Source organism: Nonomuraea sp. NPDC052634, from assembly GCF_040678535.1.
Taxonomy (GTDB): Bacteria; Actinomycetota; Actinomycetes; order Streptosporangiales; family Streptosporangiaceae; genus Nonomuraea; species Nonomuraea fastidiosa.
In genome coordinates, this window is sequence record NZ_JBFATY010000001.1 from 1,241,265 (window position 1) to 1,267,515 (window position 26,251).

The 26,251-nt window shown below is 73.1% G+C and carries 23 protein-coding genes; 8 read left to right on the plus strand and 15 right to left on the minus strand.

Annotated elements, in window-relative coordinates:
• Positions 1 to 5 precede the first annotated feature (5 nt).
• The 3 genes from AB0K67_RS05745 to AB0K67_RS05755 all read right to left on the minus strand — a co-directional run bounded on the left by AB0K67_RS05745 (position 6) and on the right by AB0K67_RS05755 (position 2,745).
• A complete protein-coding gene (locus tag AB0K67_RS05745) occupies positions 6 to 1,406 on the minus strand; it encodes an FAD-binding oxidoreductase (RefSeq protein ID WP_364053455.1) in 1,401 nt (466 codons plus the stop codon).
• A gap of 68 nt (positions 1,407 to 1,474) precedes the next feature.
• Positions 1,475 to 1,780 (minus strand): hypothetical protein, encoded by a 306-nt coding sequence (locus tag AB0K67_RS05750; RefSeq protein ID WP_364053458.1) that lies wholly within the window; start codon positions 1,778 to 1,780, stop codon positions 1,475 to 1,477.
• 68 nt (positions 1,781 to 1,848) lie between these two features.
• Positions 1,849 to 2,745, minus strand: coding sequence for a hypothetical protein (locus tag AB0K67_RS05755; protein ID WP_364053461.1), 897 nt, complete (start codon positions 2,743 to 2,745; stop codon positions 1,849 to 1,851).
• Positions 2,746 to 2,988: 243 nt separating this feature from the next.
• Between AB0K67_RS05755 and AB0K67_RS05760 the strand changes: the two genes are divergently transcribed.
• Entirely contained in the window at positions 2,989 to 4,701 is a 1,713-nt protein-coding gene (locus AB0K67_RS05760; protein ID WP_364053464.1) for an exo-alpha-sialidase, read from the plus strand.
• A gap of 327 nt (positions 4,702 to 5,028) precedes the next feature.
• On the opposite strand, the gene AB0K67_RS05765 is transcribed toward AB0K67_RS05760, so the two are convergent.
• The 3 genes from AB0K67_RS05765 to AB0K67_RS05775 all read right to left on the minus strand — a co-directional run bounded on the left by AB0K67_RS05765 (position 5,029) and on the right by AB0K67_RS05775 (position 7,569).
• Positions 5,029 to 6,063 carry a PRC and DUF2382 domain-containing protein gene (locus AB0K67_RS05765; RefSeq protein ID WP_364053467.1) on the minus strand — a complete coding sequence of 345 codons (1,035 nt, stop codon included), beginning with the start codon at positions 6,061 to 6,063 and terminating at the stop codon, positions 5,029 to 5,031.
• Between the two features lie 96 nt (positions 6,064 to 6,159).
• Positions 6,160 to 6,978, minus strand: a complete 819-nt coding sequence (locus tag AB0K67_RS05770) for a hypothetical protein (RefSeq protein ID WP_364053470.1) — start codon at positions 6,976 to 6,978, stop codon at positions 6,160 to 6,162.
• Between the two features lie 36 nt (positions 6,979 to 7,014).
• A complete protein-coding gene (locus tag AB0K67_RS05775; protein WP_364053473.1) occupies positions 7,015 to 7,569 on the minus strand; it encodes a DUF4142 domain-containing protein in 555 nt (184 codons plus the stop codon).
• A 491-nt stretch (positions 7,570 to 8,060) separates the two neighbouring features.
• Here AB0K67_RS05775 and AB0K67_RS05780 point away from each other — a divergent pair, with 491 nt between their 5' ends.
• Positions 8,061 to 9,647 (plus strand): alpha/beta fold hydrolase, encoded by a 1,587-nt coding sequence (locus AB0K67_RS05780; RefSeq protein ID WP_364053476.1) that lies wholly within the window; start codon positions 8,061 to 8,063, stop codon positions 9,645 to 9,647.
• A gap of 125 nt (positions 9,648 to 9,772) precedes the next feature.
• Here the strand turns inward: AB0K67_RS05780 and AB0K67_RS05785 are convergent, their stop codons facing one another.
• Complete coding sequence (locus AB0K67_RS05785; protein WP_364053479.1) at positions 9,773 to 10,045, minus strand: hypothetical protein; 273 nt, start codon at positions 10,043 to 10,045, stop codon at positions 9,773 to 9,775.
• A gap of 115 nt (positions 10,046 to 10,160) precedes the next feature.
• On the opposite strand from AB0K67_RS05785, the gene AB0K67_RS05790 reads away from it, so the two are divergent.
• Positions 10,161 to 11,141: an acetylxylan esterase gene (locus AB0K67_RS05790; RefSeq protein ID WP_364053482.1), complete on the plus strand. Its 981-nt coding sequence runs from the start codon at positions 10,161 to 10,163 to the stop codon at positions 11,139 to 11,141.
• Positions 11,142 to 11,193: 52 nt separating this feature from the next.
• Here AB0K67_RS05790 and AB0K67_RS05795 read toward each other — a convergent pair whose 3' ends face one another.
• Entirely contained in the window at positions 11,194 to 11,481 is a 288-nt protein-coding gene (locus AB0K67_RS05795) for an iron-sulfur cluster biosynthesis family protein (protein WP_364053485.1), read from the minus strand.
• Positions 11,482 to 11,600: 119 nt separating this feature from the next.
• On the opposite strand from AB0K67_RS05795, the gene AB0K67_RS05800 reads away from it, so the two are divergent.
• Positions 11,601 to 12,761 carry a methyltransferase domain-containing protein gene (locus tag AB0K67_RS05800; protein ID WP_364053488.1) on the plus strand — a complete coding sequence of 387 codons (1,161 nt, stop codon included), beginning with the start codon at positions 11,601 to 11,603 and terminating at the stop codon, positions 12,759 to 12,761.
• Positions 12,762 to 12,783: 22 nt separating this feature from the next.
• Here AB0K67_RS05800 and AB0K67_RS05805 read toward each other — a convergent pair whose 3' ends face one another.
• From AB0K67_RS05805 to AB0K67_RS05815, 3 genes are all read right to left on the minus strand, one after another.
• On the minus strand, positions 12,784 to 13,242 hold the full coding sequence (locus AB0K67_RS05805) for a pyridoxamine 5'-phosphate oxidase family protein (protein WP_364053491.1): 459 nt from the start codon (positions 13,240 to 13,242) through the stop codon (positions 12,784 to 12,786).
• A 76-nt stretch (positions 13,243 to 13,318) separates the two neighbouring features.
• On the minus strand, positions 13,319 to 17,536 hold the full coding sequence (locus tag AB0K67_RS05810) for a hypothetical protein (RefSeq protein WP_364053494.1): 4,218 nt from the start codon (positions 17,534 to 17,536) through the stop codon (positions 13,319 to 13,321).
• Positions 17,537 to 17,693: 157 nt separating this feature from the next.
• Complete coding sequence (locus AB0K67_RS05815) at positions 17,694 to 18,647, minus strand: NAD(P)-dependent alcohol dehydrogenase (protein WP_364053497.1); 954 nt, start codon at positions 18,645 to 18,647, stop codon at positions 17,694 to 17,696.
• A gap of 87 nt (positions 18,648 to 18,734) precedes the next feature.
• Between AB0K67_RS05815 and AB0K67_RS05820 the strand changes: the two genes are divergently transcribed.
• The 4 genes from AB0K67_RS05820 to AB0K67_RS05835 all read left to right on the plus strand — a co-directional run bounded on the left by AB0K67_RS05820 (position 18,735) and on the right by AB0K67_RS05835 (position 21,623).
• Positions 18,735 to 19,385 carry a helix-turn-helix domain-containing protein gene (locus AB0K67_RS05820; protein WP_364053500.1) on the plus strand — a complete coding sequence of 217 codons (651 nt, stop codon included), beginning with the start codon at positions 18,735 to 18,737 and terminating at the stop codon, positions 19,383 to 19,385.
• A 114-nt stretch (positions 19,386 to 19,499) separates the two neighbouring features.
• A complete protein-coding gene (locus AB0K67_RS05825; RefSeq protein ID WP_364053503.1) occupies positions 19,500 to 19,694 on the plus strand; it encodes a DUF1918 domain-containing protein in 195 nt (64 codons plus the stop codon).
• Between the two features lie 262 nt (positions 19,695 to 19,956).
• A complete protein-coding gene (locus tag AB0K67_RS05830; protein ID WP_364053506.1) occupies positions 19,957 to 20,775 on the plus strand; it encodes an SDR family NAD(P)-dependent oxidoreductase in 819 nt (272 codons plus the stop codon).
• Between the two features lie 86 nt (positions 20,776 to 20,861).
• Entirely contained in the window at positions 20,862 to 21,623 is a 762-nt protein-coding gene (locus AB0K67_RS05835; RefSeq protein ID WP_364053508.1) for an SDR family NAD(P)-dependent oxidoreductase, read from the plus strand.
• Between the two features lie 53 nt (positions 21,624 to 21,676).
• On the opposite strand, the gene AB0K67_RS05840 is transcribed toward AB0K67_RS05835, so the two are convergent.
• The 4 genes from AB0K67_RS05840 to AB0K67_RS05855 all read right to left on the minus strand — a co-directional run bounded on the left by AB0K67_RS05840 (position 21,677) and on the right by AB0K67_RS05855 (position 26,244).
• Positions 21,677 to 23,095 (minus strand): aldehyde dehydrogenase family protein, encoded by a 1,419-nt coding sequence (locus tag AB0K67_RS05840; protein WP_364053510.1) that lies wholly within the window; start codon positions 23,093 to 23,095, stop codon positions 21,677 to 21,679.
• A gap of 178 nt (positions 23,096 to 23,273) precedes the next feature.
• Positions 23,274 to 24,278, minus strand: a complete 1,005-nt coding sequence (locus tag AB0K67_RS05845; RefSeq protein ID WP_364053512.1) for a P1 family peptidase — start codon at positions 24,276 to 24,278, stop codon at positions 23,274 to 23,276.
• Positions 24,278 to 25,462, minus strand: coding sequence for a M20 family metallopeptidase (locus AB0K67_RS05850; RefSeq protein ID WP_364053514.1), 1,185 nt, complete (start codon positions 25,460 to 25,462; stop codon positions 24,278 to 24,280). Before AB0K67_RS05850 ends, AB0K67_RS05845 begins: the two co-directional genes overlap by 1 nt.
• Positions 25,453 to 26,244, minus strand: a complete 792-nt coding sequence (locus AB0K67_RS05855) for an ATP-binding cassette domain-containing protein (protein WP_364053517.1) — start codon at positions 26,242 to 26,244, stop codon at positions 25,453 to 25,455. The genes AB0K67_RS05850 and AB0K67_RS05855 overlap by 10 nt, the downstream gene beginning before the upstream one ends.
• Positions 26,245 to 26,251 lie beyond the last annotated feature (7 nt).

Consider the following 26,251-nt stretch of genomic DNA (forward strand, 5'->3'; position numbering starts at 1 on the left):
CTGGGTCAGGCGCCGTACCGGCCGGGCGAGAGCAGGCCGTCCGGGTCGAGCGCCGTCTTGAGGCGGTGCAGCATGCCGAGGCCGGCGGTGCTGGTCTCGGACCAGACGTCGGCGGCGGCGTGGTCGATGTCGGAGCGGTAGATGGCGCAGCCGTTGGCGCGCAGCACGCAGTTGCCGTCGTTGCGGAGCTGGTGCGCCCGGTGCGCCGCGCCGGGGGCGCCGCGGTCGAAGAAGATCTGCATGACGCCGTTGGCCCGGTGCGGGCTGACCATGTTCCACTCGATCATCATCGCGGTGCTGTGCGCGTCCACCGCGGCCTGCAGACCGGCCACGATGTGCTCGGTCTTGCGGGCCTGCTGCGGCATGAGCGGAAGCAGCGCGAGGAAGCCCATCGGGCCGTCGTCGATCTGGTCGCAGGAGGTCACGTTCAGCGCGTGGTGCACGCCGAGGCAGGTGGGGATGCCCCGCGACATGAGCGCCCTGGGGTACAGGGGGTCGCCGGGGTCGACCGTGGCGGTGTCGACGACGCGCAGCGCCTCGGCGCCCTCGACCTCGATGAGCGACTTGCGCAGCAGCCCCTCGGCCAGCTCCACGGTGGCGTCGCTGCCCATGAGCGGCCCGAGCACGGTGAACAGGCTCGGGTCGACGCCGGCGGGCAGCGTCCAGTCGCCGTAGGCGGGGACGAGGGACAGCTCGCGTACGCGCATCAGCCCGTCGGCCGGGTTGCCGCGGCGCAGGAAGCCGGAGACCGCCTCCACCGCCAGGCCCGCCTGGTGGGCCGGCAGGCGGCCGTGCACGAGCGCGATGGTCTGCGGGCGCGGCACCAGCGAGACCGCCATCGCGGTGACGATGCCGAGGTTGTGCTGGACGAACGCCTGCGTCAGGTCGGGTCCGGCGACCCGGCCGTGGTAGTGGCCGGCGGGGTCGAGGCCGCCGGTGGTGACCACGCTGCCGTCGGCGAGCACGGCCTCCAGCCCGGCCACGTCGTGGACGCGGGAGCGGATGGAGCCGTCGCCGCGGTCGAGCGCGTTGCCGATCACCGACGTGTCGGCGCACGAGGCGGTGACGTTCAGCATCCACGGGGTGCCCTCCAGCACCTCGGCGAGCTGCCGCTGGGTGACGCCCGGCTCGACGATCGCGTAGCCGTTGTCGAGGTCGAGGCCGCGGATGCGGTTCATGCCGCCGAGGTCGACGACGAGGTTGTCGTCGGTGACGGGCATGGCCGAGCCCATGCCCCAGTTCCTGCCCGTGCTGATCGGGTACAGGCGGAGCTTGTCCACCATGGCCTGCCGGACGAGGGTGCGTACCTCGTCGAGGGTGCGCGGCGTCTCGATGCCCGCCACGGTGCGCGGCTGGTGGCCCCCGACGTCACGCGACCGCAGTTCGGGGCGCGAAAGGTCCTGCATGACTCTCTCCAAAGTGGTGCGGTTGACGCTCTTCCGGCCTCCGCCGTCGGGGGCCGCTGGTGACGACTTCAGACGGTGTGCTGGAGCAGGTCGTCGATGGAGCCGATGGCCTGGTTGGACATCTCCCTGATGCCGAGCAGCCGCTGCTCGACGAACGCGTCCGCCTCGGGGGGCGGTGCCGCCTCGAACGGGGTGCCGAAGCGGCCACGGAACGGATCGCCCTGCACGTGGTCGTTCTGGACCGTGTACGTGGTGTGCGGAGCGGCCTGGGCGGGCAGGTCCCGCCCGTACGGGTGACGCCTGGGCTGCTCGGCGCGGGCCCGGTCGGTACGGTCATGCCTGGGTCGGGCGGGAAGGTGCGGGGGGGTTCGCATGACGGGACTCTCCTACCGGATCGGTCTGGGGTTTTCCGGGCGACCGCTCGCCGTTGAGCGGTTCGAGGTCAGCGCGCGCCCTCTCCGAGATCGACAGGTGCGACCCGGGGAGTGACGGCCACGGGGGTCGCCCGCGGCACGCCGTGGTTGATGACGCTCGCGGCGATGCGGCGCTCGGCCAGGCTCATGTGCGGCCGGCCCGCGCCTGTGGTGATCGGCCGTGCGGTGGCCGTCACGCGGATCATGGAACTGGCGTGCACCCATCGGCGCGACTCCGCCAGTACGTCGCGCCGCGCGCGGGCCGGGTCCCCGTGCCGCGCGTGGTGCTCGATGACGGCCCGCGCCAGCACCCGCGCCATGACGAGGTGCTCTTCGCAGGCCGCTGCCATCTTCGCCTCCAGGCCGGCGACCTGGGCGAGGAGCAGTTGCAGGTGCGGCAGGCCCGAGCTGCGCTCGAACCCGTCGAGCTCCGCCAGCCGCTCCGGCCAGCGCAGCCGCCGCTTGATGGCGGCGCACACCTCGTCCACCAGCCGCGTCGCCGGCGCGTCGCCGGGGTCGCGGCCGTCGAGCTGCACGGCCCGCTGGGCGGTGGGCTCGAAGTCGGCGAGCCTGCGCAGCCCGCTCTGCAGCAGGCGTACCCGGTTGTGCAGGCACGCGGCGCTCCAGCCCAGGACCAGCAGGCGGTCGGCGTCGGCCTCGCAGTGCCAGCCGACCAGCGCCACTTCGCGGGCCATGCGGTGGTACAGCACCCACGACTCCTGCTCGGCGATCGGCACCGGGGTGTCGATCCACACCTGCAGTCCGCCGGGGGGTAGTTCTGCTACGCCGACGTCCACGCCGGCCGGCGCGACCCTGGCGCAGATCCGTTCGACGACCCGCTGTTGCGCGGCCGTCTCCGGCGCCATCGGCGCCGGGGTGGGCAGCACGCGCTCGGGGGCTACGCTCGCCCTCGGCTCGATGCTCATTGAGGGCCACCTCCTGACCCGACCTACGTAAATTGACACTTAATAGTGCCGTCCCGATAGTCGTCAGGAGCCGGTTCTCTGTCAACTGCCACTTTACGCAACCGGCATGCATACACCCGGCCGAACCTGGGTAGCGCCGTGAACCGCCGACTTCCCGCAGGTGAATGCGGTGTTACGCGCTGTCGATGATCTAAAGTGCGCTCAGATGCCGGCGGTCGGCAGGGGGAGCCGAGGAGCGAGCGCGTGCGGGTGCCAAGATCCATGGTCGCAGGCCTGTCGCTGGCCATGTCGGCGGTCCTCGCGCCGCCCGCGGCGCCCGGTCGCGCGCAGGCCGAGCCCGGTTACTGCGTGCTACCGGAGCACTCCCTCCAGTCCGGGGCTTACCTCATCGCCACTGCTTCCTCACTGGGCTGGATTCACCCGTATCCCCCGCCACTCGCGCCCGAGCCGACCAACACCGAGCGGCTCGACTTCGCCGGGTTCCCCAACGTGTCGGCACTTGACGTGATCGGGCCGGACGGGCGGCCCGCGCGCAAGGTCATCACCACGTTCACCACGAACGTGGACCGCGTGGTCGTCCTCACCAGCGCGGCGGCCGTCTCCGATGACGACGGGCGCACGTTCGGCCCCGCCGGGCCCACGCCGCTGCGCGAGTCGCCGATCGAGCTGCTGGACGGCCGCTTCTTCGCCACCGAGTACTATCCGGCCCGCACCGGGCCGCACACCGCGCGGCTCGGCGTGCTCACCTCGTCCGCGCTGTCCGACGGCGAGAGCTGGGTGCGCTCCGAGGCCACGCTGGTCACGCCCGGCGAGCTGCTGCCCGGCGGCGCCGCGCACGGCGCGCCGGTCCAGCTCGCCGACGGCACGATCCTCATCACCGTGTACGCCCGTTACGCCGGCACGGACGCCTACCAGGCCGAGGTGTACGCCAGCGGCGACGGCGGCCGCACCTTCGTCAGGCGCGGGGTCATCGCCGAGCCCGCCGGCGGCTTCGCCTTCACCGAGGCCGCGATCGCGCAGGCCGCGGACGGGAGCCTGGTGGCGGTGCTGCGGCGCGACGGCGGGCCGTACGCGACGCTGTGGCAGAGCCGCTCCGCCGACGGCGGCCACACCTGGGCACCGGCCCGCGAGCTGCGCTTCTCCGGGCTCGACTGCGTGGTGCGCGGCGTCGCCCCGCGGCTGCTGCTCATGCCCGGCGGCGCGCTCGTGCTCAGCGCGGGACGCCCGGACAACTGGCTCGCGATCTCCCCCGACGGCATCGGCGAGCAGTGGCTCGAGCCGCGCGTCACGTACCACAACCGGGACGGCATCTGGGACGCGCACGGCTCGTCCGGCTACACCGGCATCGCCGCCGTCGGGCCGCACCGGCTCATCCAGGTCTTCGACAACTGCAAGCTGCCGGGCGTACGGCCGGACGGGCTGCTCGACGAGACCGCCTGCCCCGCGCACGGGCGGTTCGAGCACGGCGGCTGGTACGCGATCAAGCGGCTGCTCTTCGACGTCGCCGTTCCCGGCACCCGCCTCGACCTGGCCGACCTGCGTCGCCGTGGCGAGCTGCGGATCTCCACGACGATGCGCTGGTCCAGCCCGCACCGCCCGCGCACGCGTCCCGCCGGGGCCTTCGACGGCGGCACCGGCTACTGGTCGAGCGCCGTCGCCGCCGGGCGCGGCCGTTACGTGCTCCGCTTCGACCGGCCCCGACCGATCAGCCGCATCGGGCTCAGCCTGCGGCCCGGACATCCGGCGTCGGCGCGCGTGTACGTGTCGGAGGACGGGCGATCATGGGGTCCGCCGGTGCTCACGGTCGAGGACCGGATCGATTACGCGCTGCGGTACGCGACGATCGGACGGACCGCCCGGTACGTCAAGATCGTGCTGCCTGCCGTCCGGTCCGGTTGTGAACCGGAGATCGGGGCATCGTGCAGCATGCTGAACGAGCTGGAACTGTATTCCTGAGCTATTTCCTGATAAGCCGCCGAGAGGTGGTCGGGTGGTCCGTGGTTTCGCCTTCAACGGCTATCGGGAAACGTCACTGCGTGGTGCTGCGAGACGTCGGCCGGCGCGCTTTCGGAATCACCGTTCTGGTGCGACGTAGCGGCCCTCGGATTTGTCCGCGACGGCTAGGATCTGCACCTGCGCGCCCGCCCGGCACCCGGCACCCGACCACCCACCGGCGTAGCCGCCCGGCGCCCGGCGCCCGACCAGCCACCGGCGTGGCCGCCTGGCATGTGGCCGCCTGCGCCCCGGCCGTCCGGCGCGCGACCGTCCGGGGCGCGCGTTCGCCTACCGGCTCGGTGGGGACCCGTCGCCTCGGCCGAATCCTCTGTCGTCCCTGTTCGTGCCTTCCTCGTCGATCTCCAGGCGCTCCTTGCGGATCTGCCCTTCGACGACCTCCTCGCTCTGGACGTCCCTCTTGTGCACGTGAATGCGCTCGACGGGAACGGTCTCCTTGCCGATCACCGGACGCTCCTCGTGCAGGATCATCTCCCTGTCCTCCGCGCCGATCTCGTACGGCCCGGACAATCCGGCGTCGCGAATGTCCTCGCGCTCTATGACGATTTCCTCGTGCGAAAGCGGGACCGTTTCCTGGACGTTCTCCGTTTCCACGTACTTGTGCAGCCGGACGCGTCCGCTTTCCCGGCTTTCCTTGCCGATGTGCAGCTGTTCCTCCGACCGCGTCATGTCGATGTCGCGGTCCTCGGCGAAGCCGCCGCCGGTCTCGCCCGCGAAGCTCCGCGCCCGTTCGCCGGACATGTCGTCTCTCATGCCGCCGGCCTCGCCGGGCATGTCGGCACGCCTGCCGGTGGCCGGGCCGCCGGGCATGAAGCCGGGCTCGTCGGTCCTGTCGGACATGAACCCGGGCTTGTCGGTCCTGTCTGGCGTGTCCCCGATGAGGCGATCGGACTCCTCCAGCCCGCCCGGCCGGTCCGTCTCCATCGCGGCCGGTCTGCCCAGCAGGCCCTGGCCGCCGCCGGCCGTCGTCTCGCCGGTGCGCTGGCGTGGGACGTCCGCCGGCTGCATGCCGTAGTAGCGGTAGAGGTCGGCCTCCTCGTCGAGCGAGAGTCTGCCGTCCACGTCGATGTTGGGCGCCCCCTTGATCATCTCTTTGTCGAAGGGGACTCTGAGCTCCTCACCCGAGCGGCGAGCGTCCTGCAGCGGCACGAAGGTCTGCTTCATGCCGAAGAACCCCGTACGTACGGTCACCCACTCGGGCTCGCCCGAGCGGTCGTTGAGGTAGACCTGGCCCACCTTCCCGATCGGCTGCCCGTCGGATCCCACGACATGGCAGTCGAGCAGGTTACGGATCTCTGTGTTCATAGCCACGACGATCCCCCTGGTGTGTTGTCCTGGTTCCAAAAAGGACAAATACCCCATATCGTGACTTTTCCGTATATGTTCTGGGCACGTTTCGCCCTATTTCGCGGAACGACTCTCGCGCCAATCCCCGCCGCGTCCCAGCTTCGCCCGCCGGCCCTGCCGCGACCCCTCGTACGCGGCACCGCGCAGCACCTGCAGGCGGCTCGCCGGGCACAGGTGGGGGACGCTGTTGACGAGCGGATCGAACGTCAGATCCTGCCCGGTGAGCGCCGTGTGCACCCGCAGCCGCCCCAGGTACCGCATCCCCGCCCACAGGTGGAACACCAGGTCCCGGTGTTCCAGCACTCCTGGCAGCTCCGCCGGATCGACCGGCACCCGCCCGCCGGCCTCCGGCCTGGCCACGATCCTGCAGCGCCGCGACCCGCAGCGGTAGGAGGCGAGCGTCGAGTACGGGCCCGAGGTGAAGCCCCGCCTGGGCACCGGCAGGAAGCCGTACCCGGTGGACAGCAGCAGATCGACGCCGTTGGGCAGGCGTACGGCCAGGCCCAGCACGTCGGGCAGGCGGCCGGGCAGCGACACGCCCTTGGACAGCCGTACCGGAACCTCGTGCTCGCCGTGCTCCCCCAGCAGCTCCGACCCCACCGTGAGCGTCCCCTGCAATAGCTGACCGCGCGGGTGCAGGGCGCGCCCGCGCCGCAGCACCGCGACCAGCCGCGCCACCGCCCGCGCCACCTTCCCGGCCGTGCTCCCGAGCCTGCGCGCGACTTGGTCCGCCACACCCTCACGCCCGCGCGCAGCTTCGCCCGCCACACCCTCACGCCCGCGCACGACCTCGCCCGCCGCACCCTTGAGCTTGCGCACGACCTCGCCCGCCGCACCCTTGAGCTTGCGCGCGGCTTCGTCCGTCCCGCTCACCGTCCATCGCCTCCTGCGCGATCCGTGTCGTGCCGGTCAGCCGCCGCCCTGAGCCTTGCGCAGGTCGGCGAGATGCTTCTCCAGGGACGACGCCGCCTCCTTGGCCAGCGACACCACCGGCTGCGCGGAGCCCTTGGAGATCTCGGTCTTCGTGGCGTTCAGCGCCTGCCGGTGCGCCTTGATCATCCCTGACAGGAAGTCCTGGTCGAAGTCCTGCCCGCTGACGCTCTGGATACGGTCGAGCATCTCGTACTGCTCCGGCGACGGCGAGGTGGGCAGGTCGATGCCGAGCTGCTCGGCCGTCTTGGTGACCTTGATGTCGAGCTGGGTGTGATCTTTTACGAGCGTCTCGCCGACCTTCTTGATCTGCTTCGTGGTGGCCTTGCCCTGAGCCAGCCGCCCCGCCTGGACCTCGGCCAGGTTCGCCTGGTGGATGAGCCGCATCCACTCGCGGTCCTGCTCAGAGACCTCGGCTCCGGCATCGGTCGGCGATGCGGGCACCGCCGCGGTGTGCGGCGGCTGCTGCCCGGCACAGCCGGGCAGAACGGCCAGGGTGATGACGGCCAGCGACAGGGTCAGACGTGCGCGCATGAAGGCTTCCTATGACGGAGTGGTACATCTCACACACAGAGCGTAATCGTCACCCTTGCCCCAGCCCGGCATCCGCCTTCGACGGGCGCGTCCACCCGCGTCCACCCACCCGACGCCGACTCGTCCACCAGCCGACGCTCACTCGCCCACCCAGGCGCCCTCCCGATGCCGGCCGGATCGCGTCGGTGCCCGCTCCTTCCGATCACGCTTGCGTGCCGCGCGTCCGTCCCTTCCGATCGTGTCCACGCCGCAGGCGCATCCGCGCTTCCGATCACCGGGTCCCGCCTGCCCAGCCGAACCGCCGGAAACCCGCACCTGCCCGGCTCCCTCGCCCGAACCCGCCGCGGCCTTCACCGCCTCGCAGCCGCACCCGGAACCCGGCGGTGAGGACGCCGCGCCCGTCCGGGCTCGCGGGTGGACGTCGCGGGCCAGGCGCACTGTGCGGCTGGTTTGCGGGTCGCGGCGGGGTGGATTGCACTACCGTCCCTTTTGTGGCTTTGGTCGCCAGGATCACCGGGCGGGTGGTGGCGGGTGCCGGGGTGCTGGCGCTCTCGCCGGTACTGGGGCTGGCCGCGCTGGCCGGGACCGCGATGGTGGGGGCGCGGCCGGTGGTGTTCGCGGTGACGGGGCTGGCGGTGTTCGCGTCGGTGTTCTTCCTGGGGCTGCTGCTGTGCGTGCCCCGGCCGCGGGCGGTGTGGGGGCGTTGGGTGCGGGCGGTGGCGCTGCTCGCCGTCGAGGCGTTGGTGGTGTGGCAGGTCGGTGCCGCTACGCTCGGGCCGCCTCCGCCGGCCGAGCCGGTCGCCAAGGTGCCGGGGCAGCGGGAGTGGCGGTTGCCGACGGGGTCTCGGCTTGCGTACGTACGTACCGCTCCGAAGAGGGTCACCCGGCCGGAGCCGGTGGTGTTCCTGCACGGCGGGCCCGGGATCGGTGACCTGGCCGGCGACGCTGCGTTCTACGGGCGGCTTGCGTCCGAGGGTTTCGAGGTGTACGTCTACGACCAGGTCGGCGCGGGACGGTCCGCCCGGCTCGCCGACCCGCGCGGCTACGGCCTCGACCGGGACGTGGCCGACCTGGAGGCGATCCGCCGCCTTCTCCGTGCCGAGCGGCTGAACCTCGTCGCCCGCGACCACGGTGCCCAGCTCGCCGCCGCCTACCTCGTACGCCATCCCGGGCGGGTCGCCAGAGCGGCCCTGTACTCCCCTGACGGGCTCACCCCGTCCCGTCCCGCCGCCCCAGCCCTCCCGAACCCCGCTAACCTGGCCTCCGATCTGCCGGATCCTCGTACGCTCGCCATCGCGGCTCTGCTCCGGGTGGATCCGCCTGCCGCGCACGCCTACGCCGGTGAGGCCGGTCTGGCGGCGTACCTTGCCCGTCTGCGCCGGACCGTCGAGCCCCCGTGCCCATCGCCGCCCGGGACGACCTCCGACCGCGGTGAGGGCGCCGGAGGACCTGCGGGGACTCGCGCACCCGAGAAGAAGCGCACGGACAAGGAACCTCGGGCGCCTGCGGAGACTCGGGTGTCCGGAGCGATGTCCACCGCATCCGAAGGGAACTCCAGCGCCCCTGCTGGGAAGCCCGCCGCACGCGGAGGGGAACCCGCCGCACGCGGCGGAGAGACCGCCCCGCGTGGAGAGGAGACCGCCCCGCGTGGAGAGGAGACCGCCCCTCGCGGAGGAGCGGCCGTCACGCGCGGAAGGTCTGGCACGCCCCAGGAGGAGACCGGCGCGTCCCGAGAGAAGTCCGCCCTGGCCGGGGACCCTCCCGGGGGTACCGGGGACCCTCCTGGGGGTTACGTCGCGGTGACCGGGCGGCCGGGGCCCGCGTCTCTGCGCGCGGACCTGGCCGAGGTGGAGGTTCCTGTGCTGATCGTCAAGAGCGCCTGTGACGCCGAGAGCTGGTCGGCCGCCGCCGCGTACCAGAAGACGCTGCCCGACGCCCGCCTCGCCTACCTTGGCGACGTCGCCGAGGGCGACCGCAGCACGGCCCATCTGCGACTGCTCCGGGCGTTCCTGACCGGCCGCCCCGTTCCCGCTTACGAGGGCGACACCCCTCCCCCGGGCTACCGCGGCCCCGTCTGACCGCCGCGAGCGGTGCCGCGGTCAGGCCCGGCCGGCCGGCCTGCCTCCGGCTCCGACCGGCCCGCTTCTCGTCCGCCCAGGCCGGGTTCCGTCTTCAGGCCCGGTCAGGGGGTCTTCAGGCCCGGTCAGGGGATGGAGGGGCCGAGGTGGAGGTGGAGGCGGTTGCCGTGGCGGACGGATTCGCGGACGGTCCACACGCGTTCGTCGATCACCGCCCCGTCGGCCGTCATATAGCCGCCCACCCTGAGCAGCGGCCGGCCCGTCTCGTCGTTGAGGAGCTGCGCGCGGGACTCCGTGTCGCCGATGAGGACGAGGAAGTCGCGGGTGCCGGCGGGCACATCGAGCACCAAACCGGGGCGGAGGTGCGAAGAGGGGACCTCGATAACATGTTCGCTCACGGCCCAGCGCCTACCCATATTTCGCACTTTGAGCGGATGAAGCAGGCGTGATAGCGCTTTCCGTCGGTTTGGGATGAAATAGCAGGAACCTCTCTACACAGCTGGAGTAACCACAGTGCCACTGTTCGACCTGCCCCTGGAGCAGCTCCGTACCTACCTCCCCGACCGCGACGAGCCCGCCGACTTCGACGCGTTCTGGACGGCGACCCTCTCCGAGGCCAGGGAGCACGACCTGGCCGCCGAGTACGTCCCGTACGACCTGCCCTTCAAGACCGTGGACGTGTTCGACGTGTCGTTCGCCGGGTGGGGCGGGCACCGCATCAACGGCTGGTTCCTGCTGCCGCACGGCACGGAGGGCCAGATCCCGTGCGTGGTGCACTACATCGGCTACAGCGGTGGCCGCGGCTTCCCGAAGGATCACCTGCTGTGGCCGGCCGCCGGGTACGCGGTGTTCGTGATGGAGACGCGCGGCCACGGTGGCGCGAACGTCAACAGCCCCGGCGTCACCGGCGACCCGCACGGCAGCTCGAACTCGCAGGCGCCCGGCATGATGACGCGCGGCATCCTCGACCCCGCCGAGTACTACTACCGCCGGGTGTTCACCGACGCGGTGCGGGCGGTGGACGCGGCGGCGCAGCATCCCTCGGTGGACGCGAGCCGGATCGTGGTGGCGGGCGGCAGCCAGGGCGGCGCGATCGCGCAGGCCACGGCCGCGCTGCACCAGGGCGTGAAGGCGGCGCTGATCGACGTGCCGTTCCTGTCGCACTTCCGGCGGGCGGTGGAGATCACGCCGCGCGACCCGTACCAGGAGCTGGTGCGCTTCCTGGCGACCCGGCGTGACACTGCCGACCAGGTGTTCCGCACGCTGTCGTACTTCGACGGAATGAACTTCGCGGCCCGCGGCACGGTGCCGGCGCTGTACTCGGTGGCGCTGATGGACGACATCTGCCCGCCGTCCACGGTGTTCGCCGCCTACAACCACTGGCAGGGCCCGAAGGAGATCACGGTCTGGCCGTGGAACAACCACGAGGGCGGCGGCGGCTACCAGTCGGAGGAGCAGGTGCGCTACCTGCACAAGCTCTTCTCCGACGGCTGACGGTGCCGGGGACCTCGCCGCGCCGGTGTCGCCCCGGCGCGGCGAGGCCGCCTCAGGCGGGCTTGTCGGTGACCAGGAACGACACGCTGCCCTGGTCGTCGGATCCGGCGTCCAGGGACTTGTCTTCGAGCACGGTCGCGGCCACGGGGTCGAGGTAGACGCGTGCCCCTTCGGACTCGACCACCGCGTCCGCCGGTTCGGGGGCGGTGGCCAGGGTCAGGGTGAGCGAGCCGGCGCCCTCTCCCTGGGCCGAGATGCGGATCCCGCTCTGGGAGGGTTCGGGCGCCGCCGCTGTGAGATCGCGGATGGCCTGGGCTGCGTTGGCTGTCAGGGTGAGCACTACGGCTCCTCCTCACGTTCGACGTACATGAATTGGCTGCCCTTCCCTCTGGATCGCCGCTCAACCCTCTCCGACGGTTTTCTTTACGCGCCCTTCCGGTCGCGGTGGACAATGACCGCATGGATCTGACCGGCTTGCGGGAATCCATGGTGGCGAAGCTCACAGAGCAGCAGGAGGTGGGCGAGCGGGTCGCGGCGGCCATGCGCGCGGTGCCGCGCCACCTCTTCGTGCCGCACGTCCCGCCGGAGGAGGCCTACCGCGACGAGCCGATCGTCACCCGGCGCGACGACGCGGGCCGGCCGACCAGCTCCTCGTCGCAGCCCACGATCATGGCCGCCATGCTCGACCAGCTCGACGTGCAGCCGGGGCACCGGGTGCTGGAGATCGGGGCGGGCACCGGCTACAACGCGGCGCTGCTGGCCCGGCTGGCGGAGCCCGGCGGCCTGGTGGTCTGTCTCGACATCGACGCCGATATCACGGCCGAGGCGCGCGCCCATCTGAACGAGGCCGGGCTGCCGCAGGTCGAGGTGGTGTGCGGGGACGGCGCCGAAGGCCACCCCGAGCGGGCCCCGTACGACCGGCTGATCGCCACCGTGGGCGTCTGGGACCTCGCGCCCGCCTGGACGGAGCAGCTCGCGCCCGGCGGGCGGCTGGTGGTGCCGCTCGACGTCAACGGCCTGCAGCTGTCGGTGGCTCTGGAGCGCGACGGCGGCCGCTGGACGAGCCGGTCGGTGCTGCCGTGCGGTTTCATGCGGATGCGCGGGCCGCTCTCGGGCACCGAGGTGACCGAGGTCGTGAGCCGGGATCCGTACGTGGTGATGTCGCTGCCGGAGCCGCGCGAGCTCGGCGATGTGGCGGCGGCGCTCGGCGACACCGCTGCCGAGCTCTCCCTGGACGGCCTCCTGAGCGATCCCGATACGCCGCAGGACGGCGGCCCGTGGGATGCGGGGCACCGTACGGGCGTGCCGATGTGGCTTGCGCTGCACGAGCCGCGCTGGTGCACGGTCATGGGCGCCGGCCACGGTTTCAGCGCCGGGATCGCAGAGCCCGGCGGCCTCGCGCTCCTCCCCCTGCACGGCGATCCCGTCGTGCGCGGCCACGGGCCGGACGGTGAGCGGCTCGCCCGCGAGCTGGCCGCCCATGTGCGGGCCTGGACGGGCGCAGGACGCCCGCAGCCGGCCGGTCTGCGCATCGACGCCTATCCGGCCGGTACGGACGTCTCAGGGCCGCTCGTCCTCCGCAAGCGCCATACGGCGCTGGCCGTCACCCTCCCGTCCTGACCTCCGGCAAGGCAGCGGAAGGTCAGTCGACGGTCCAGCGGCCGTCGCGCATCAGCGTGCGGCCCGCCAGCTCGTTCGCCTCACGCCACGCCTGGATGCGGAGCGGCGTGATGTGGAAGTAGTAGTACGACTCGGGCTCCTTACGCGGGTCGAACCCGGCCTTGGCCGCGAACGCGTCGCCGGCCTCGGCGGGCAGCTCACCGGCCGGCGTGGCGCGTGCGGTGCCCTCGACGAGCACCACGTCGCGCACCAGCCCGATGCCGACCCGGACCTTGCCGTTGGCCAGCAGATTGCGCCCCGTGGGGCTGGCGGCGGTGGTGGCGACGATCAGCGACTCGCCGTCCCAGAGGAATGACAGCGGCACCATGTACGGCGTCCCGTCGGCGCTCGCGGTGGCCACCCAGGCGTCCACGTCGTGTTCGAGCCGGTGCAGGGTGTCCTGCTTGCGCTGGTGCGGGCTGCGCGGGGCGGGGGCGGTCATGCGTTCCTCTCCTGTCGGGCGGTCGTCACGGCCGCGGGCGGCGGGCGTGACTTGATCCGACATTATGGACGAGAACTCAGCGGTCGTCGCCGCGCCCGGCGGGCTTGCCGTTCTTGCCGGGCCCGCAGGACCCGGCGTCCAGCCCGGCCACCTTCCACTCCGCGCCCGGGAACGGGCTCATGAAGTGCGTGAGCAGGTCCACCGCGTAGTCGGGCACCTGACCGCCCGGGTCGAGCAGCGACACCATCTGGGGCCCGTCCGCGCCGCGCAGCGTGATCCTGTTGGCGGCGCCGCCGCCGGCCGCGAAGCCCGGCTTGGCGTCCACGGTCACGCAGGCGAGGCTGATGCCGGCGGCCTTGATCTGCTGCTTGGCCCCGATGCGCCGCATGCGCTGGTCGTAGCGGCGCAGGGCGAGCGAGGTGGTGCGGCCGATGCGGACCGACTGGCGGAAGACGTCGGCGCCGATCTCGCGGCTCAGTTTGATGTCCAGCTTGACGTCCGGCCGCAGGTCCACGCCCTTGGCGGCGATCTTGACGGTGCCGTACGACCCTTCGAAGCCGGGTGCGACGTACCCGATCGCGGCGGGCGCCTTGAGCCCGAACGGGATCTTGCCGGGCCGCAGCCGCAGCCACGACATGCGGGAGATGGTGAACGTGACCTGCTCGACCGAGCTCTTGCGCAGCCCGAACCTGCCGCCGACGTGATAGGTGAGGAAGCCGCCGGTGTGGGGGACCTCCTTGTCCACGGCGAGTTTCTGCGCGGGCATGCCGTCGATGCGCAGCCCGCCGCGTACGGTGATGCGTCCTGTGGGCACCGGCTTGGAGACCAGGTCGAGCGACTGGTCGGGGTTGAGCCTGATGGTCGTGTCGGCGGCCAGGTCGCGCACGGAGAACGCGACGTCGCCGAGCCGCCCCGACGGGTCCACCAGGCCGCCCTCGACGCTGAGCCGCCCGTCGAGCGTGTTGACGCCCCCGACCGCCTTGTACGTGACGGCGGGCACGCTCAGCCCGGCCGCCGAGGCGTCGGCGTCCACGCCGAAGACCGCGGGCACGTCGGAGAAGCGCAGCTCGCCGGTGCCCTTGCCGGGCAGCGTGACCTTGGCGCTGAGGTGCTTGACGGGCGCGGAGTTGGTGACCCTGATGCGGGTCTTGGCCCCGTACGTGCCCTGGAAGGCCATGGAGGCGGGCACCGGGTCGATGGCGAGCCGGCCGCGCAGCCCTGCGGCCTCGGCCCGCACCGACAGCGCGCCGAGCGTGGCGGCGGGCTCGATCTTGTACGCGGCCTGCACCGCGTTGCCCTGCGACACCGAGATCGGCCCGAGCGACATGCCGGTGATCTTCTCGGGCAGCCCGGCCAGCTTGGCCCTGGCCTTGACGGGCACCGGCGACAGCACGCTGCTGGCGAGGTAGACGTCGAGGGAGCGGTTCTTGGGACGGAAGCCGGAGAAGGCGAACGTCTTGCCGCCGAGGTCCACCGTCACCTGCTCGGGCAGGCCGCTGACGTCGAGGTAGCCCTGCAGGCCGAAGCAGCCGCGCTGGGCCACGCAGAAGGCCCCCTGCGCGCAGCCCGGGCGTCCGGGCGTGCAGGCGCCGTCCACCAGCGACACGCCGCCGGACACGGCGGGCGCGGCGCGCATGCGGCTGAGCGCGGCGGCCTTGCCGAGCCAGGCGCGGGCCTGCACATCGAGCGGGGAGCCGGTGTAGGTGAGCTTGCCTCCCTCGGAGGCGACCGAGAAGCGGCCGGGCACGGGACCGACGGTGCCGGCGAGGCCGAAGCGGTCGTCGCCCTGCCGGATGTCGGCGTCCACGGTGATGCGGCGTCCTGCGGCGTCCAGGCCGGCGGTGAGGCCCTGCGGGGACGGGGTGAGCTCGACCTGCTTCAGCTTCTCGACCCGTACGCTGGCGTCGAGGTCGCCGCTGGCCCGGTCGTAGTGCGCGGCGAGGTGCGGGCCCGCGGGCGAGGTGGCGCGGTCGTGGTTGGTGAAGGCGAGCTCCGCCGACCCTACCGGGCCGGACAGCCCGCGGAAGCGGTACGACCCGGCCGCCCACGAGGCGTCGAACTTGGCGGGCACGCCGGTGACCTGGGCCGCGGCCCTGGCGTACCGGTCGCCCAGCTTCACCCTGGCCAGCGCGGTCACCTTCGACACCGGTCCGTCGGAGTCCCAGGTGAGGGTCTGGGCCTTGGTGTCGGCGACGAGTTCCGCGCGCTTGCGCACGCCTTCGACGACGGCGCGGACGTCCTCGCCGGACGGCGTCGTCACGTGCGCTTTATTGGCATAAATCCGCACCGACCGCACCTTGCCCGACGACTCGACCTTGACCGTGGAGCGTTCGCCGAGCGCCCATGACGCCTCCACGTTGTCGCGTACGCCGAGCACGGTGCCGTCCACGGTGGGGCCGGACTTGACGTTCGCGTACGCGGCCCGCATCGTGCCGATCACGCCGCCGGCCCGGTAGACGGCCTTGCGCGCGGCGGGGTCGAGGGTGACGTCCACGGTGGCGGGCGTGTTGGACAGCTCCAGGCGGGCGAGATGGGTGCGGTCGATGCTCGCCGCGCCCAGGAACGCCCCGCCGCCCGCCGCGGCGTCGAGGTGGGCGTGCGGCGTGGCCCCGTAGGTGACGTCGAAGCCGCGCAGCCCCGACAGCCTGCCGGACACCCCGATCGCGGCGCCGTCCTTGATCATGGTGACGTGGTCGCCGCGCGGGGTGGAGATCGCGCCGCCGCCGCGCTGCAGCACCACGGCGAAGTCCTTGATGGGCGCGCTGGAGCTGTGCGTGACGCGGTGCGCGGCCATGTCGTTGACCACGTTGACCCGGGCGGGCACGGCGCTGAGCCGCGCCTTGATCACGGTCTGCCCGGCGGCGCGGTCGTAGAAGACGATGTCGGAGCGGCCGGCGCCGCCCTTGGCGGTGGCGGCCGAGAGCGTCTGCTTCTTGTTCGCCGAGCGGTAGCGGGCGGTGAAGGAGGGCGGCACCCGGTCCATGTCGACGCGGATGACGCGCGACAGGCGGCCGTCGCGGTAGGAGAGGTCGTCCAGCTCGGCCCGGCCCACGGAGGTGGGGCTGGTGAAGGTGATCTTGCCGCCGGAGACGCGGACCTGGGCGCGGGGGCCCATGCGGTCGAGCACGGCGTGGGTGAAGCGGCGGCCGGTCACGGCGAGCGCTTCCAGCCGGGCGGGAGCGGAGGCGGCGACGTCGAGCGAGGGCTCGCCGAGCGCGGCGTTCACGGTCAGCTGCGAGGTGGCCGGGGTCTGGCGGAGGCTGACGGAGTTGCGGCCCTTCAGCCCGGCGACCAGGGCGGCGGACGCTCCGGGCTCCTTGCGCTGGACGACGGCCTTGACCCGCTTGCCCGCCAGATCCACGGTGAACGTGCCCTTGTCGGAGGCCGACAGCGAGGAGCCGCGGCGCAGGCCGTCGAAGCCGACCGAGACCTTGCCGTCGTACTCGGCCCAGACCTGCGCCTTGAGGTTCCGCTTGCCCAGCCGCTTGACGGTGAACGTCACGCCGGCCACGCCCTTGCCCGGCTCGGTGGCGGGCACCAGGTTGGCGACCAGGTCGGGCTTGTCGTCGCCGGTGACGTCGGCGTACATCGGCACGGCGACGGGCCGGCGGGCCGAGCAGGACACCGGCACGTCGGCGCTCTCCACGCACAGCCGGTACGTCACCCCCGAGACCGTCTTGGCCGCCGAGTCCGACAGCGACGTGGTGGTCTTCGGCAGCACCTTGGAGGTGACCTTGCCCAGCGTCTTGCCGAGGTCGTCGACCGCCTTGCCGGCCCGCTCGGTCGCCTTGGCCAGCCCGAGCGGGCGGGCCCGCGAGGTGTCGGGCAGCACGTTCCCCGCGTCGGGCACTCCCCTGCCGTACCCCTGCTGCTCCTGCACGGCGGCGGCGCCCGAAGTGATCTGGCCGGCCAGGCCGGGGCCCGCGGGCGTGGTCACCTCCGGCGCGCCCGGCCCCACCCGCTGGTCTCCGACCGGCCGCAGGGCGAGCGAGGGCCGGCGCGCGACGGTGACGACGGCGGGAGGCGGCTCCTCCATGGCCGGTACGGGCGTGGCGCGCACCGCCGTGGGCCTGGCCCGCACCTGCGCCGGGGTCTGCGGTCCGGCCTGGGCCGGTGTCGTCCCGGGTCCGGCCTGGGCCGGCGTCGTCCCGGGTCCGGCCTGGGCCGGCGTCGGCACGGTTCCGGCCTGGGCCGGCGTCGGCACGGTTCCCGCCTGGGCCGCAGGTGGCACGGCCGTCAGGGCCGTGCCCGCGATCGTCGTCGAAACGAGCACGCGCAGGAGGGCGTGCGGCATTGAGCGTTTCCCCCGACCTAGTCTCGGTTCATCCCTTCAGAAACATTGGTCACGAGATGACCACATTTCCTCACAGGGCGTCAAACTCCTCCGGACATGGGACTCCAATTTTTCCGTGCTGTCGGGTTTCGCCGCAGGTCAGGGGATACGGGCGAGTTCAGGCCACTCTTATGACGATCTTGCCGCGTACGCCGCCCGCCTCCAGCGCCCGGTGCGCGGCGGCCGCCTCGTCGAGCGGGAACACCCGGTCCACGGCCGGCCGCAGCTCGCCCTTCTCGACGTGGCGGGCCAGGTCGGTGAGCAGCCCGTGTGAGGGCTTCCCGCTGAAGAAGCGCACGCGGGAGCGTCCGTGGCGGGCCGACGCGGCGATGAAGGCCAGCGAGGAGACGGGGCGGCGCAGGTCGAACGCGATCGCCACCATGCGCCCGCCCGGCGCGAGCAGGCGGTGGTAGGCCGGCTGATCGGCGCCGACGGTGTCGAGGATCACGTCGAAGCGGCCCAGCTCGGATGGGTCCGTGGTCGCGTAGTCGTACGCCTCGTGCGCGCCGAGGTCGCGGACGAAGTCCAGCGTGCGGGCCCCGGCGAGCGCGGTGACGTGTGCCCCGTACGCCCTGCCGAGCTGTACGGCGAGGTGCCCGACGCCGCCGCTGCCGCCGCGGACGAGCAGCCGCTCGCCGGGGCGCAGCCGGGCCTTGTCGCGCAGCGCGGTGATCGCCACCGCCCCCACGGGCAGGGCCGCCGCCTGCACATGATCCAGCCCGGACGGCATCAGGGCGATGACGCCGGGGCGCACGGCGATGTACTCGGCGAGGCTGCCGAACGTCCTGCCGAGCACGCCCCACACCCGGTCGCCCTCCTTCGGGCCGGTGACACCGGGACCCAGCCCGGCGACCTCGCCGGCGAAGTCCAGCCCGAGCGGCTTCGGCCAGCCGCGCGGCTTCACGTCCGTCACCAGGCGCACCTCGCCCGCCCTGCCGTGCAGGTCGCCGCCGTTGACGCTGCCCGCGTGCACGCGCACCAGCACCTCGCCGGGGCCGGGGACCGGCTTCGGGAGCGTGCCGACGTACAGCACGTCGGGCGGGCCGTACCGGTCGAACAGGACCGCGCGCATCTCGTTCACTGTGCTCATTCCCTTTCGCTTCGGGTGTCTCTGACAGCTAAACGGATGACGCCATCCACTTACGCTAATGTGAGAAACATGCCTGGTCATCGCTCTCACATCGCCGATCGCCGGGAGCTGCGGGCGGACGCCCGGCACAATCGGGATCGGATACTCGACGCGGCCAGGGAGGCGTTCGCGACGCGCGGTCTCGACGTGCCGATGGCGGCCATCGCGCGGCGGGCCGAGGTGGGCGTCGCCACGCTTTACCGGCGCTTCCCCTCGCGCGAGTCGCTGGTGACGGAGGTGTTCTCCGACCAGGTCGCCGAGTGCGCGGGAGCGGTGGACGAGGCGCTGGCCGACCCCGACCCGTGGCACGCGTTCCAGACGCTGGTGGAGAAGGTGTGCGCGATGCAGGTGGCCGACAAGGGGTTCACCGCCGCGTTCATGACGGCCTTCCCCGAGGCGATCGACTTCGAGCGCATGCGGCGGCGGGCCGAGCAGGGCCTGGCCGAGGTCGTGCGCAGGGCCAAGGCCGCCGGGCGGCTGCGCGCCGACTTCGCCGTCGCCGACCTGGTCGTACTGCTGCAGGCCAACTGCGGGGTCGCCGCGATGGCGGGCGAGCCGGCGGCGGTCGCGTCGCGGCGGCTGGTGGCGTACATGCTGCAGGCGTTCCGCGCCGGGAACGCCGCACCGCTGCCGCCGCCCGCGCCGCTGCGGCTCACGCACGCTCTCGTCACACGGTCCTGACGTCCGTGTCACCGGGCCGCCGCTTTGCGGGACGGACGGCATGTTGCAAGGTGGAAGTAGGTGGAAGTAGCGCACCTCAACGTTGACGAAGTGTCCGGCTGAGAGGAGCCCGCCATGCATGCGAAGACCGGTGACAAGCTGGTCATCCACGGCAATGTCGTCGGCCAGGGCGACAGGGAGGGCGAGATCATCGAGGTCCGGGGGCCGGAGGGCGCGCCGCCCTACGTCGTGCGCTTCCCCGACGGCCACGAGCAGTTCGTCTTCCCCGGGCCCGACGCCGTCATCGTCCCGGCCGAGAGGCAGGACTGACCAGGGGGCCCGGGAGGCCGCCAGAAGGCTCCTGAGGAGCTTCTGAGGAGCTTCTGAAGAGGTCTGAAGGAGGTCGCGCGGCCCGCCGCCCTCCGACGGCGAGGTCGCGCGGGCCCTTGATGAGGGGAGAGCCACACGAGCCCGTAGGGGCGCGTCGCGTGAGCCCGGTGAGGGCGCGTCGCACGGCGCTCTTGAGGGCGCGGCGTCCGTACGCGGCACGGCGCGATAGCGTCGGAACCGCACGGACGATCAGGAGGCAGCCATGCGCCCCATGGAGCAGCGCACGATCCTCGTCACGGGCGCGACCGACGGGCTCGGCCGCGCGCTGGCCGCCGACCTGGCGGAGCGCGGCGCTACCGTCCTGCTGCACGGCCGCGACGACGAGCGCGGGCGGGCCACGATGGCGGAGATCCGCGCCCGCGTGCCCGAAGCCCGGCTGCACTGGTACCGCGCCGACCTGGCCTCGCTCGCCGAGGTACGCGAGCTGGCCGCCGCGGTCGCCGCCGCGCACGGAGGGCTCGACACGCTGGTCAACAACGCCGGCATCGGCGCCACGGTGCCCGGCGGCCCGGCGCGGCAGGAGAGCGCCGACGGCCACGAGCTGCGGTTCGCGGTCAACTACCTGTCCGGATATCTGCTGACCCGGCTGCTGCTGCCGGTGCTGAAGGCGGCGGCGCCCGCGATGATCGTCAACGTCAGCAGCCTCGGGCAGTCGCCCATCGACTTCGACGACGTGATGCTGCTCAAGGGCTACAGCGGTGGCCGGGCCTACACGCAGAGCAAGCTGGCCCAGATCATGTTCACCGTCGATCTGGCCGAGGAGCTGGCGGGCACCGGGGTGACGGCCAACGCGCTGCACCCGGCGACGTACATGCCGACCAAGATGGTGACGGCGGCGCCGCTGAGCGAGCTGCGCGAGGGCGTGGAGGCCACCTCGCGGCTCGTCACGGACCCGGAGCTGGACGAGGTGTCCGGGCGCTTCTACGACGGGCTGCGGCCCGCTCGGGCGCTGGAGCAGGCGTACGATCCGGAGGCGCGGGCCCGGCTGCGCGCCCTGTCGCGGGAGCTGACCGGATGCTGAACCGTCGCGGGAGCCGACCGGATGCCGAGCGTCGCCCGCCTCACCTGCCCCTTTGATCACATCGGCATGCGGCTAAGGTGCGTCGTATGAAATATGACACGTTGTTCCGCCTGGACGGGCGGCGGGCCGTGGTGATCGGCGCCGGAAGCGGCATCGGCAGGGAGGCGGCGCTGGCGCTGTCCGCCCACGGCGCTCACGTGATCTGCGCCGACCGCGACCTCGCCACCGCCACCGAGACCGCCGAAGGGTGCGGCGGCAGCGCCCGGCTGCTCGACGTGCTCGACGGCGATGCGGTGCGGGCGCTCGCCGCCGAGGAGCCGGCGGACGTGCTGGTGTTCACCGCGGCCACGAACGTGCGCAAGCGGCTGCTCGACTACTCCGGCGAGGAGTTCGACCGCGTGGTGAACCTCAACCTGCGGGCCTCCTTCGACGTCGTACGCGCCTTCGGAGCCGGCATGGTCGAGCGGGGACGCGGATCGATCATCGGCTTCGCCTCCATCCGCGCCTCCGTCACCGAGCCGGGCCAGGGCGTCTACTCGGCGACCAAGGCCGGCCTGGTGCAGCTGCTGCGGACGGCGGCGGCCGAGTTCGGGCCGAGCGGCGTGCGGGTCAACGCCATCGCGCCCGGCGTCGTGGAGACCCCGCTGACCCGGCAGATCAAGGACAACCCCGCCTGGTACGACGCCTACGCCGCCAAGAGCGCGCTCGGCCGGTGGGCCGCGCCCGAGGAGATGGCGGGCGCGGTGGTGTACCTCGCGAGCGACGCGGCCAGCTTCGTGACGGGCTCCGTCCTGTACGTGGACGGCGGCTGGACCGCCGTGGACGGCCGCTTCGACCCGCCCAACTGACCGCTCCCCCGGCCTCCCCGCCGTCGGCCGCGCGGGAGGCCGGGTGCTCGCTGCTACGGCCGGATGATGGCCATGCGGGTGACGGTCAGCTCCTCGATGGCGAACCTGGGCCCCTCACGCCCCGCACCGGAGTCCTTGACGCCCCCGTACGGCATGTTGTCCGCACGGAACCCCGGCACCTCGTTAACCACCACTCCCCCGGCCTCGATGCGGTCGATGGCGGCGAACGCCGTGGCCAGCGAGCGGGTGAAGACGGCGGCGTGCAGGCCGTACCGTGAGGCGTTGACGACGTCGAACGCGGCGTCCAGCGAGGGCACGGGGCGCACGCACACGACGGGCCCGAAGATCTCCTCCTCCCAGGCGGCGGCGCCGTCCGGCACCCCGGACAGCACGGTCGGCGCGATGGCCCGCCCCTCGCGGTGCCCGCCGGTGACCACCTCGGCCCCGGAGGCGGCGATCCAGTCGAGGACGCGGTCGGTGGCGGCGGGGTCGATGAGCGGCGCGACGCGGGTCCCGGGCAGGCGCGGGTCGCCGACGGTGACGCCCTTGACCTTCGCGGCGAGCAGCGCCGTGAACGGCTCCGCCACGCTCTCCTCGACCAGCACCCGCTGCACGGAGATGCACGCCTGGCCGGAGGCGTAGTAGCCGCCTCTGACGACCGCGTCGGCCGCGGCCTCGATGTCGGCGTCGGCGGCCACGACGAGCGCCGCGTTCGAGCCGAGTTCGAGCAGCACCTTCGTGGGGGCGGCCGAGCGGGCGATGGCGTGGCCGGCGGCGGCCGAGCCGGTGAAGGAGACCGCGCCGATCCGCCGGTCCTCCACCAGCCGCCGGCCCACCTCCACGTCGCCGGTGACGAGCTGCACGCCGGCCGGGGGCAGGCCCGCCTCCCTGAGCAGGTGCACCAGCCAGAGCGTGGCGAGCGGGGTGGCGGGAGCCGGCTTGACGATCACGGGGCAGCCCGCCGCGACCGCCGGGGCGATCTTGTGGGCGGCAAGAAGCAGCGGATAGTTGAAGCCGGTGATGCCGACGACGACGCCGATGGGGCGGCGCGTCCAGAACCCGACCAGGCCCTCGCCGGACGGCAGCAGGTCGAGCGGCACGGTCTCGCCGTGCATCCGGGCGACCTCCTCGGCGGCGGTCTCCAGCGTCACGAGCGTCCTGTCCACCTCCACCCGGCAGTCCACCAGCGGCTTGCCGGTCTCCAGCACCAGCAGCCGCTCGACGTCATCGCGCCGCTCGCGCAGGGCGTCGCGGGCGCCGGTCAGCGCGGCGCGGCGGGCGTGCGAGGGCAGCGCCGCCATCTCCGGGGCGACGTCCAGCGCGGCGTTCAGGGCGCGCGCCGCCAGCTCGGGCGTGCCGAGCGGCGCGGCCGCCACCGTGGAGCCGTCGTAGGGGAAGATGACGCCGGTGGTGTCCGCGGTCTCCACCCAGCCGCCGCCGATGGGCAGCCCTCCGGGCCACTCCTGCTTCATGACCGCCTCCTCAGGGTTGGAACAACGTTGAGACTCGGACGGCGGCCCCGCGAGCGCATGGGGGCGCTCAGGGGCGCGCCGGGCGCGGGCGCACGCGCGGCGGCGCTCGGGAACGTGCCGAGCGCGGATGCACGCGCCGCACCGCTGGGAGACGCTTCGAGCGGGGGGCGCGCACCGCTCACGACGGCCTCCTGGCGCTCGGGAACACGTCGAGGTACGCGGGCGCTCCGTCGCGGCCGGTGGCGGCCAGGACGGCGTGCGCGACGGCGCGGCTGAACGCGTCGGCCGCCGCCGCGAGCATGTCCTGGAAGGCGTCGTGGTCGGGGGCGGGGGCCGCGCAGGTGGCCAGGCCGAAGACGGTGTCGCCGTCGGTCATGGTGTGGGCGGGCCTGATCGCCCTGGCCAGGCCGTCGTGGGCGACCGCGGCCAGCTTGCCGCACTGGGCCTTGGTGAGCGTGCGGTCGGTGGCGACGACGCCGATCGTCGTGTTGAACGACAGCGCCCGCACGGGCGCCCAGGCGGCCACCTCGACGGGGTCGGGGACCTGGAGGTGGCCGAACTCGCCGGGCAGGCCGTAGCGGACCCCCGCGAGCGTGCCGTCGAGAGGGTCGAGTACGGAGCCCGCCGCGTTGACCACGCTCAGCGCGGCCACGGTCGTGCCGTCGTCGAGCACGGCGCTCGCCGTCCCGGCTCCGCCGGCCAGCCCGCCCGCCACGGCCCCGGTGCCCGCGCCCACGCTGCCCTGGCCCGGGACGCCCCCGGCCAGGGCCGCGTCGTAGGCGGCGGCGCCGAAGGAGGGATCGGGGGTGGCGCGGAAGTCGCCGCCGCGGCCGAGGTCGAAGATGACGGCGGCGGGCACGATCGGCACCACGCCGCCCGCCACCGGATAGCCGATGCCGGCGTCGGCCAGCCGGTCCACCACGCCGCACGCGGCCGCGAGCCCGTACGCGCTGCCGCCGGTCAGCACCACGGCGTGCACCCGCTCGACCAGGTTGCGCGGGTCGAGCAGCTCGGTCTCCCTGGTGCCCGGCGCGGCACCGCGCACGTCCACCCCGGCCACCGCCCCGTCCCCCGAGCAGAGCACGACGGTGGTGCCGGTGCGGTGGCCGCCGTCGGTGCGCTGGTGGTGTCCGACGCTCAGCCCGGCCACGTCGGACAGGCAGTTGGCCGGTCCCGGCCGCATCAGTGGTCCCCGGTGAGGAAGCGCCTGGCGGCCTCGGCGAAGACGCGGGTGCAGCGCACGATGTCGTCGATCTCGACGTACTCGTCGGCCTGGTGGGCGATCCACTTGCCGCCGGGGCCGTACACGACGGACGGGATGCCGCCCCAGTGGGTCAGCACGGTGCCGTCGGTGCTGCCCGGCACGCCGCCGTAGACGGGCTCCTCGCCGGTCACCGTACGGTGGGCGGCGGCGAGCGCGGCGACCACGGGATCGGTCACGGGCACGTCCACCGGCGGCCGGTCCACCAGCACGCTCACCTCGGCGGTGATCCCGTCATAGGCGGCCAGCGCGGCGACCCGGTCGGCGATGTCCTTGTGCTCGACGCCGGGGATGGTGCGCACGTCCACGAAGACCGAGGCGACGGCGGGGATGACGTTGACCTGCTCCTGCGAGCCCGCCTGAAGCACGGTCGGGGTGACGTACACCTCGCCGAGGTGCTCGTGGGCGGGGTGGCGGGCCTGCAGCTCGTCCTGCAGCGCGCGCAGCCCCACGAGCAGCGGCCCCGCGGCCTGGATGGGGTTGCGGCCGTGCTGCGGCATCGCGCCGTGCGCCATCTTGCCGGTGAGGTCCACGCGCAGCCGCAGCGCGCCCTTGGCGACGGCGCAGATCTCGCCCGCCTCCGGCTCGGCGACGATGGCGCCGTCCACGTCGGCGGCCAGGCCCTCGGAGACGAAGTGGTGCGCGCCGATCATCAGGCCCTCTTCGTCGGCCAGGGCGCACACCTTGATCCGGCCGGGGAACGGTCCAGCGAGCTGCAGCGCGCGGGTGGCGTAGAGGGTGGCGGCCAGGCCGGACTTCATGTCGGCGCTGCCCCTGCCCCACAGCTTCCCGTCGCGGATCTCGCCGCCGAACGGGTCGACGGTCCAGGAGGACAGGTCGCCTTCGGTGACGACGTCGGTGTGCCCCTCGAACATCAGCGTCGGGCCCGGCCCTCCGCCGCCCTCGACCACGGCGACCACGTTGGGGCGGCCGGGCGCGGCCTCGTACACGACGGGGTCCCAGCCCCACTCGCGCATCTTGGCCGCGACCAGGTCGGCGGCGGGCTGCTCCGAGCGGCCCTTCGCCGGGTCGTTGGTGCTGGGGATGCGTACCAGCGCCTGCGTGAACTCCACCACTCCGTCGGCGTCGACCTCGATCATGTCCATCCCTCCAGCGTCGGTACGGCCTCCAGCAGCGCCCGCGTGTACGGGTGGGCGGGCGCGGCCCAGACGTCGTCCACGGGCCCGGTCTCGACGATCTCTCCCTGCCGCATGACCGCCACGGTCTCGCACACGTGCCGCACCACCGACAGGTCGTGCGAGACGAACACGAGCGTGAGCCCCAGCTCGTCGGCGAGGTCGGTGAGCAGGTTGAGTATCTGCCCGCGCACGGAGACGTCCAGCGCGCTGACCGGCTCGTCGGCGACCAGCACCGCGGGCCTGGGCGCGAGCGCGCGGGCGATGGCGATGCGCTGGCGCTGCCCGCCGGAGAACTGGTGCGGGTAGCGCTCGGCCGCGTCGGCGGGCAGCCCGACGGCCTCCAGCAGCTCGGTGACCCGGTCGTCCACGGGCAGGCCGAGCGCGACGAGCGGCTCGGCGATGAGGTCGCGGACGCGCATGCGCGGGTCGAGCGAGCTGAGCGGGTCCTGGAAGACGATCTGGAGGTTCTCGCGCAGGAAGCGCAGCCTGCGCTCGGGCAGGCCGGTGATCTCCCGCCCGTCGAAGCGGATGCTGCCCGAGGTGGGCCGGTCGAGGCCGCACAGCAGGCGCAGCAGGGTGGACTTGCCGGAGCCGGACTCGCCGACGATGCCGAAGCGCTCGCCGCGGTGCACGGTCAGGGAGACGTCGCGCAGCGCGCGCACTTCCGCGCCGGGCCTGGTCAGCGAGGTGCGGGGGCGGCGGTAGACGCGGGTGAGGCCGGTGACCTCGATCAGCGGGGTGCCTGGCATGTCGCTC

Excerpts from the sequence above, each read along its gene's own strand:
- AB0K67_RS05745 (WP_364053455.1), bottom strand. The coding sequence starts at position 1,406 with ATGCAGGACCTTTCGCGCCCCGAACTGCGGTCGCGTGACGTCGGGGGC.
- AB0K67_RS05750 (WP_364053458.1), bottom strand. The coding sequence starts at position 1,780 with ATGCGAACCCCCCCGCACCTTCCCGCCCGACCCAGGCATGACCGTACC.
- AB0K67_RS05755 (WP_364053461.1), bottom strand. The coding sequence starts at position 2,745 with ATGAGCATCGAGCCGAGGGCGAGCGTAGCCCCCGAGCGCGTGCTGCCC.
- AB0K67_RS05765 (WP_364053467.1), bottom strand. The coding sequence starts at position 6,063 with ATGAACACAGAGATCCGTAACCTGCTCGACTGCCATGTCGTGGGATCC.
- AB0K67_RS05775 (WP_364053473.1), bottom strand. The coding sequence starts at position 7,569 with ATGCGCGCACGTCTGACCCTGTCGCTGGCCGTCATCACCCTGGCCGTT.
- AB0K67_RS05800 (WP_364053488.1), top strand. The coding sequence starts at position 11,601 with ATGGATCTGACCGGCTTGCGGGAATCCATGGTGGCGAAGCTCACAGAG.
- AB0K67_RS05805 (WP_364053491.1), bottom strand. The coding sequence starts at position 13,242 with ATGACCGCCCCCGCCCCGCGCAGCCCGCACCAGCGCAAGCAGGACACC.
- AB0K67_RS05810 (WP_364053494.1), bottom strand. The coding sequence starts at position 17,536 with ATGCCGCACGCCCTCCTGCGCGTGCTCGTTTCGACGACGATCGCGGGC.
- AB0K67_RS05815 (WP_364053497.1), bottom strand. The coding sequence starts at position 18,647 with ATGCGCGCGGTCCTGTTCGACCGGTACGGCCCGCCCGACGTGCTGTAC.
- AB0K67_RS05820 (WP_364053500.1), top strand. The coding sequence starts at position 18,735 with ATGCCTGGTCATCGCTCTCACATCGCCGATCGCCGGGAGCTGCGGGCG.
- AB0K67_RS05825 (WP_364053503.1), top strand. The coding sequence starts at position 19,500 with ATGCATGCGAAGACCGGTGACAAGCTGGTCATCCACGGCAATGTCGTC.
- AB0K67_RS05830 (WP_364053506.1), top strand. The coding sequence starts at position 19,957 with ATGCGCCCCATGGAGCAGCGCACGATCCTCGTCACGGGCGCGACCGAC.
- AB0K67_RS05835 (WP_364053508.1), top strand. The coding sequence starts at position 20,862 with ATGAAATATGACACGTTGTTCCGCCTGGACGGGCGGCGGGCCGTGGTG.
- AB0K67_RS05840 (WP_364053510.1), bottom strand. The coding sequence starts at position 23,095 with ATGAAGCAGGAGTGGCCCGGAGGGCTGCCCATCGGCGGCGGCTGGGTG.
- AB0K67_RS05845 (WP_364053512.1), bottom strand. The coding sequence starts at position 24,278 with ATGCGGCCGGGACCGGCCAACTGCCTGTCCGACGTGGCCGGGCTGAGC.
- AB0K67_RS05850 (WP_364053514.1), bottom strand. The coding sequence starts at position 25,462 with ATGGACATGATCGAGGTCGACGCCGACGGAGTGGTGGAGTTCACGCAG.
- AB0K67_RS05855 (WP_364053517.1), bottom strand. The coding sequence starts at position 26,244 with ATGCCAGGCACCCCGCTGATCGAGGTCACCGGCCTCACCCGCGTCTAC.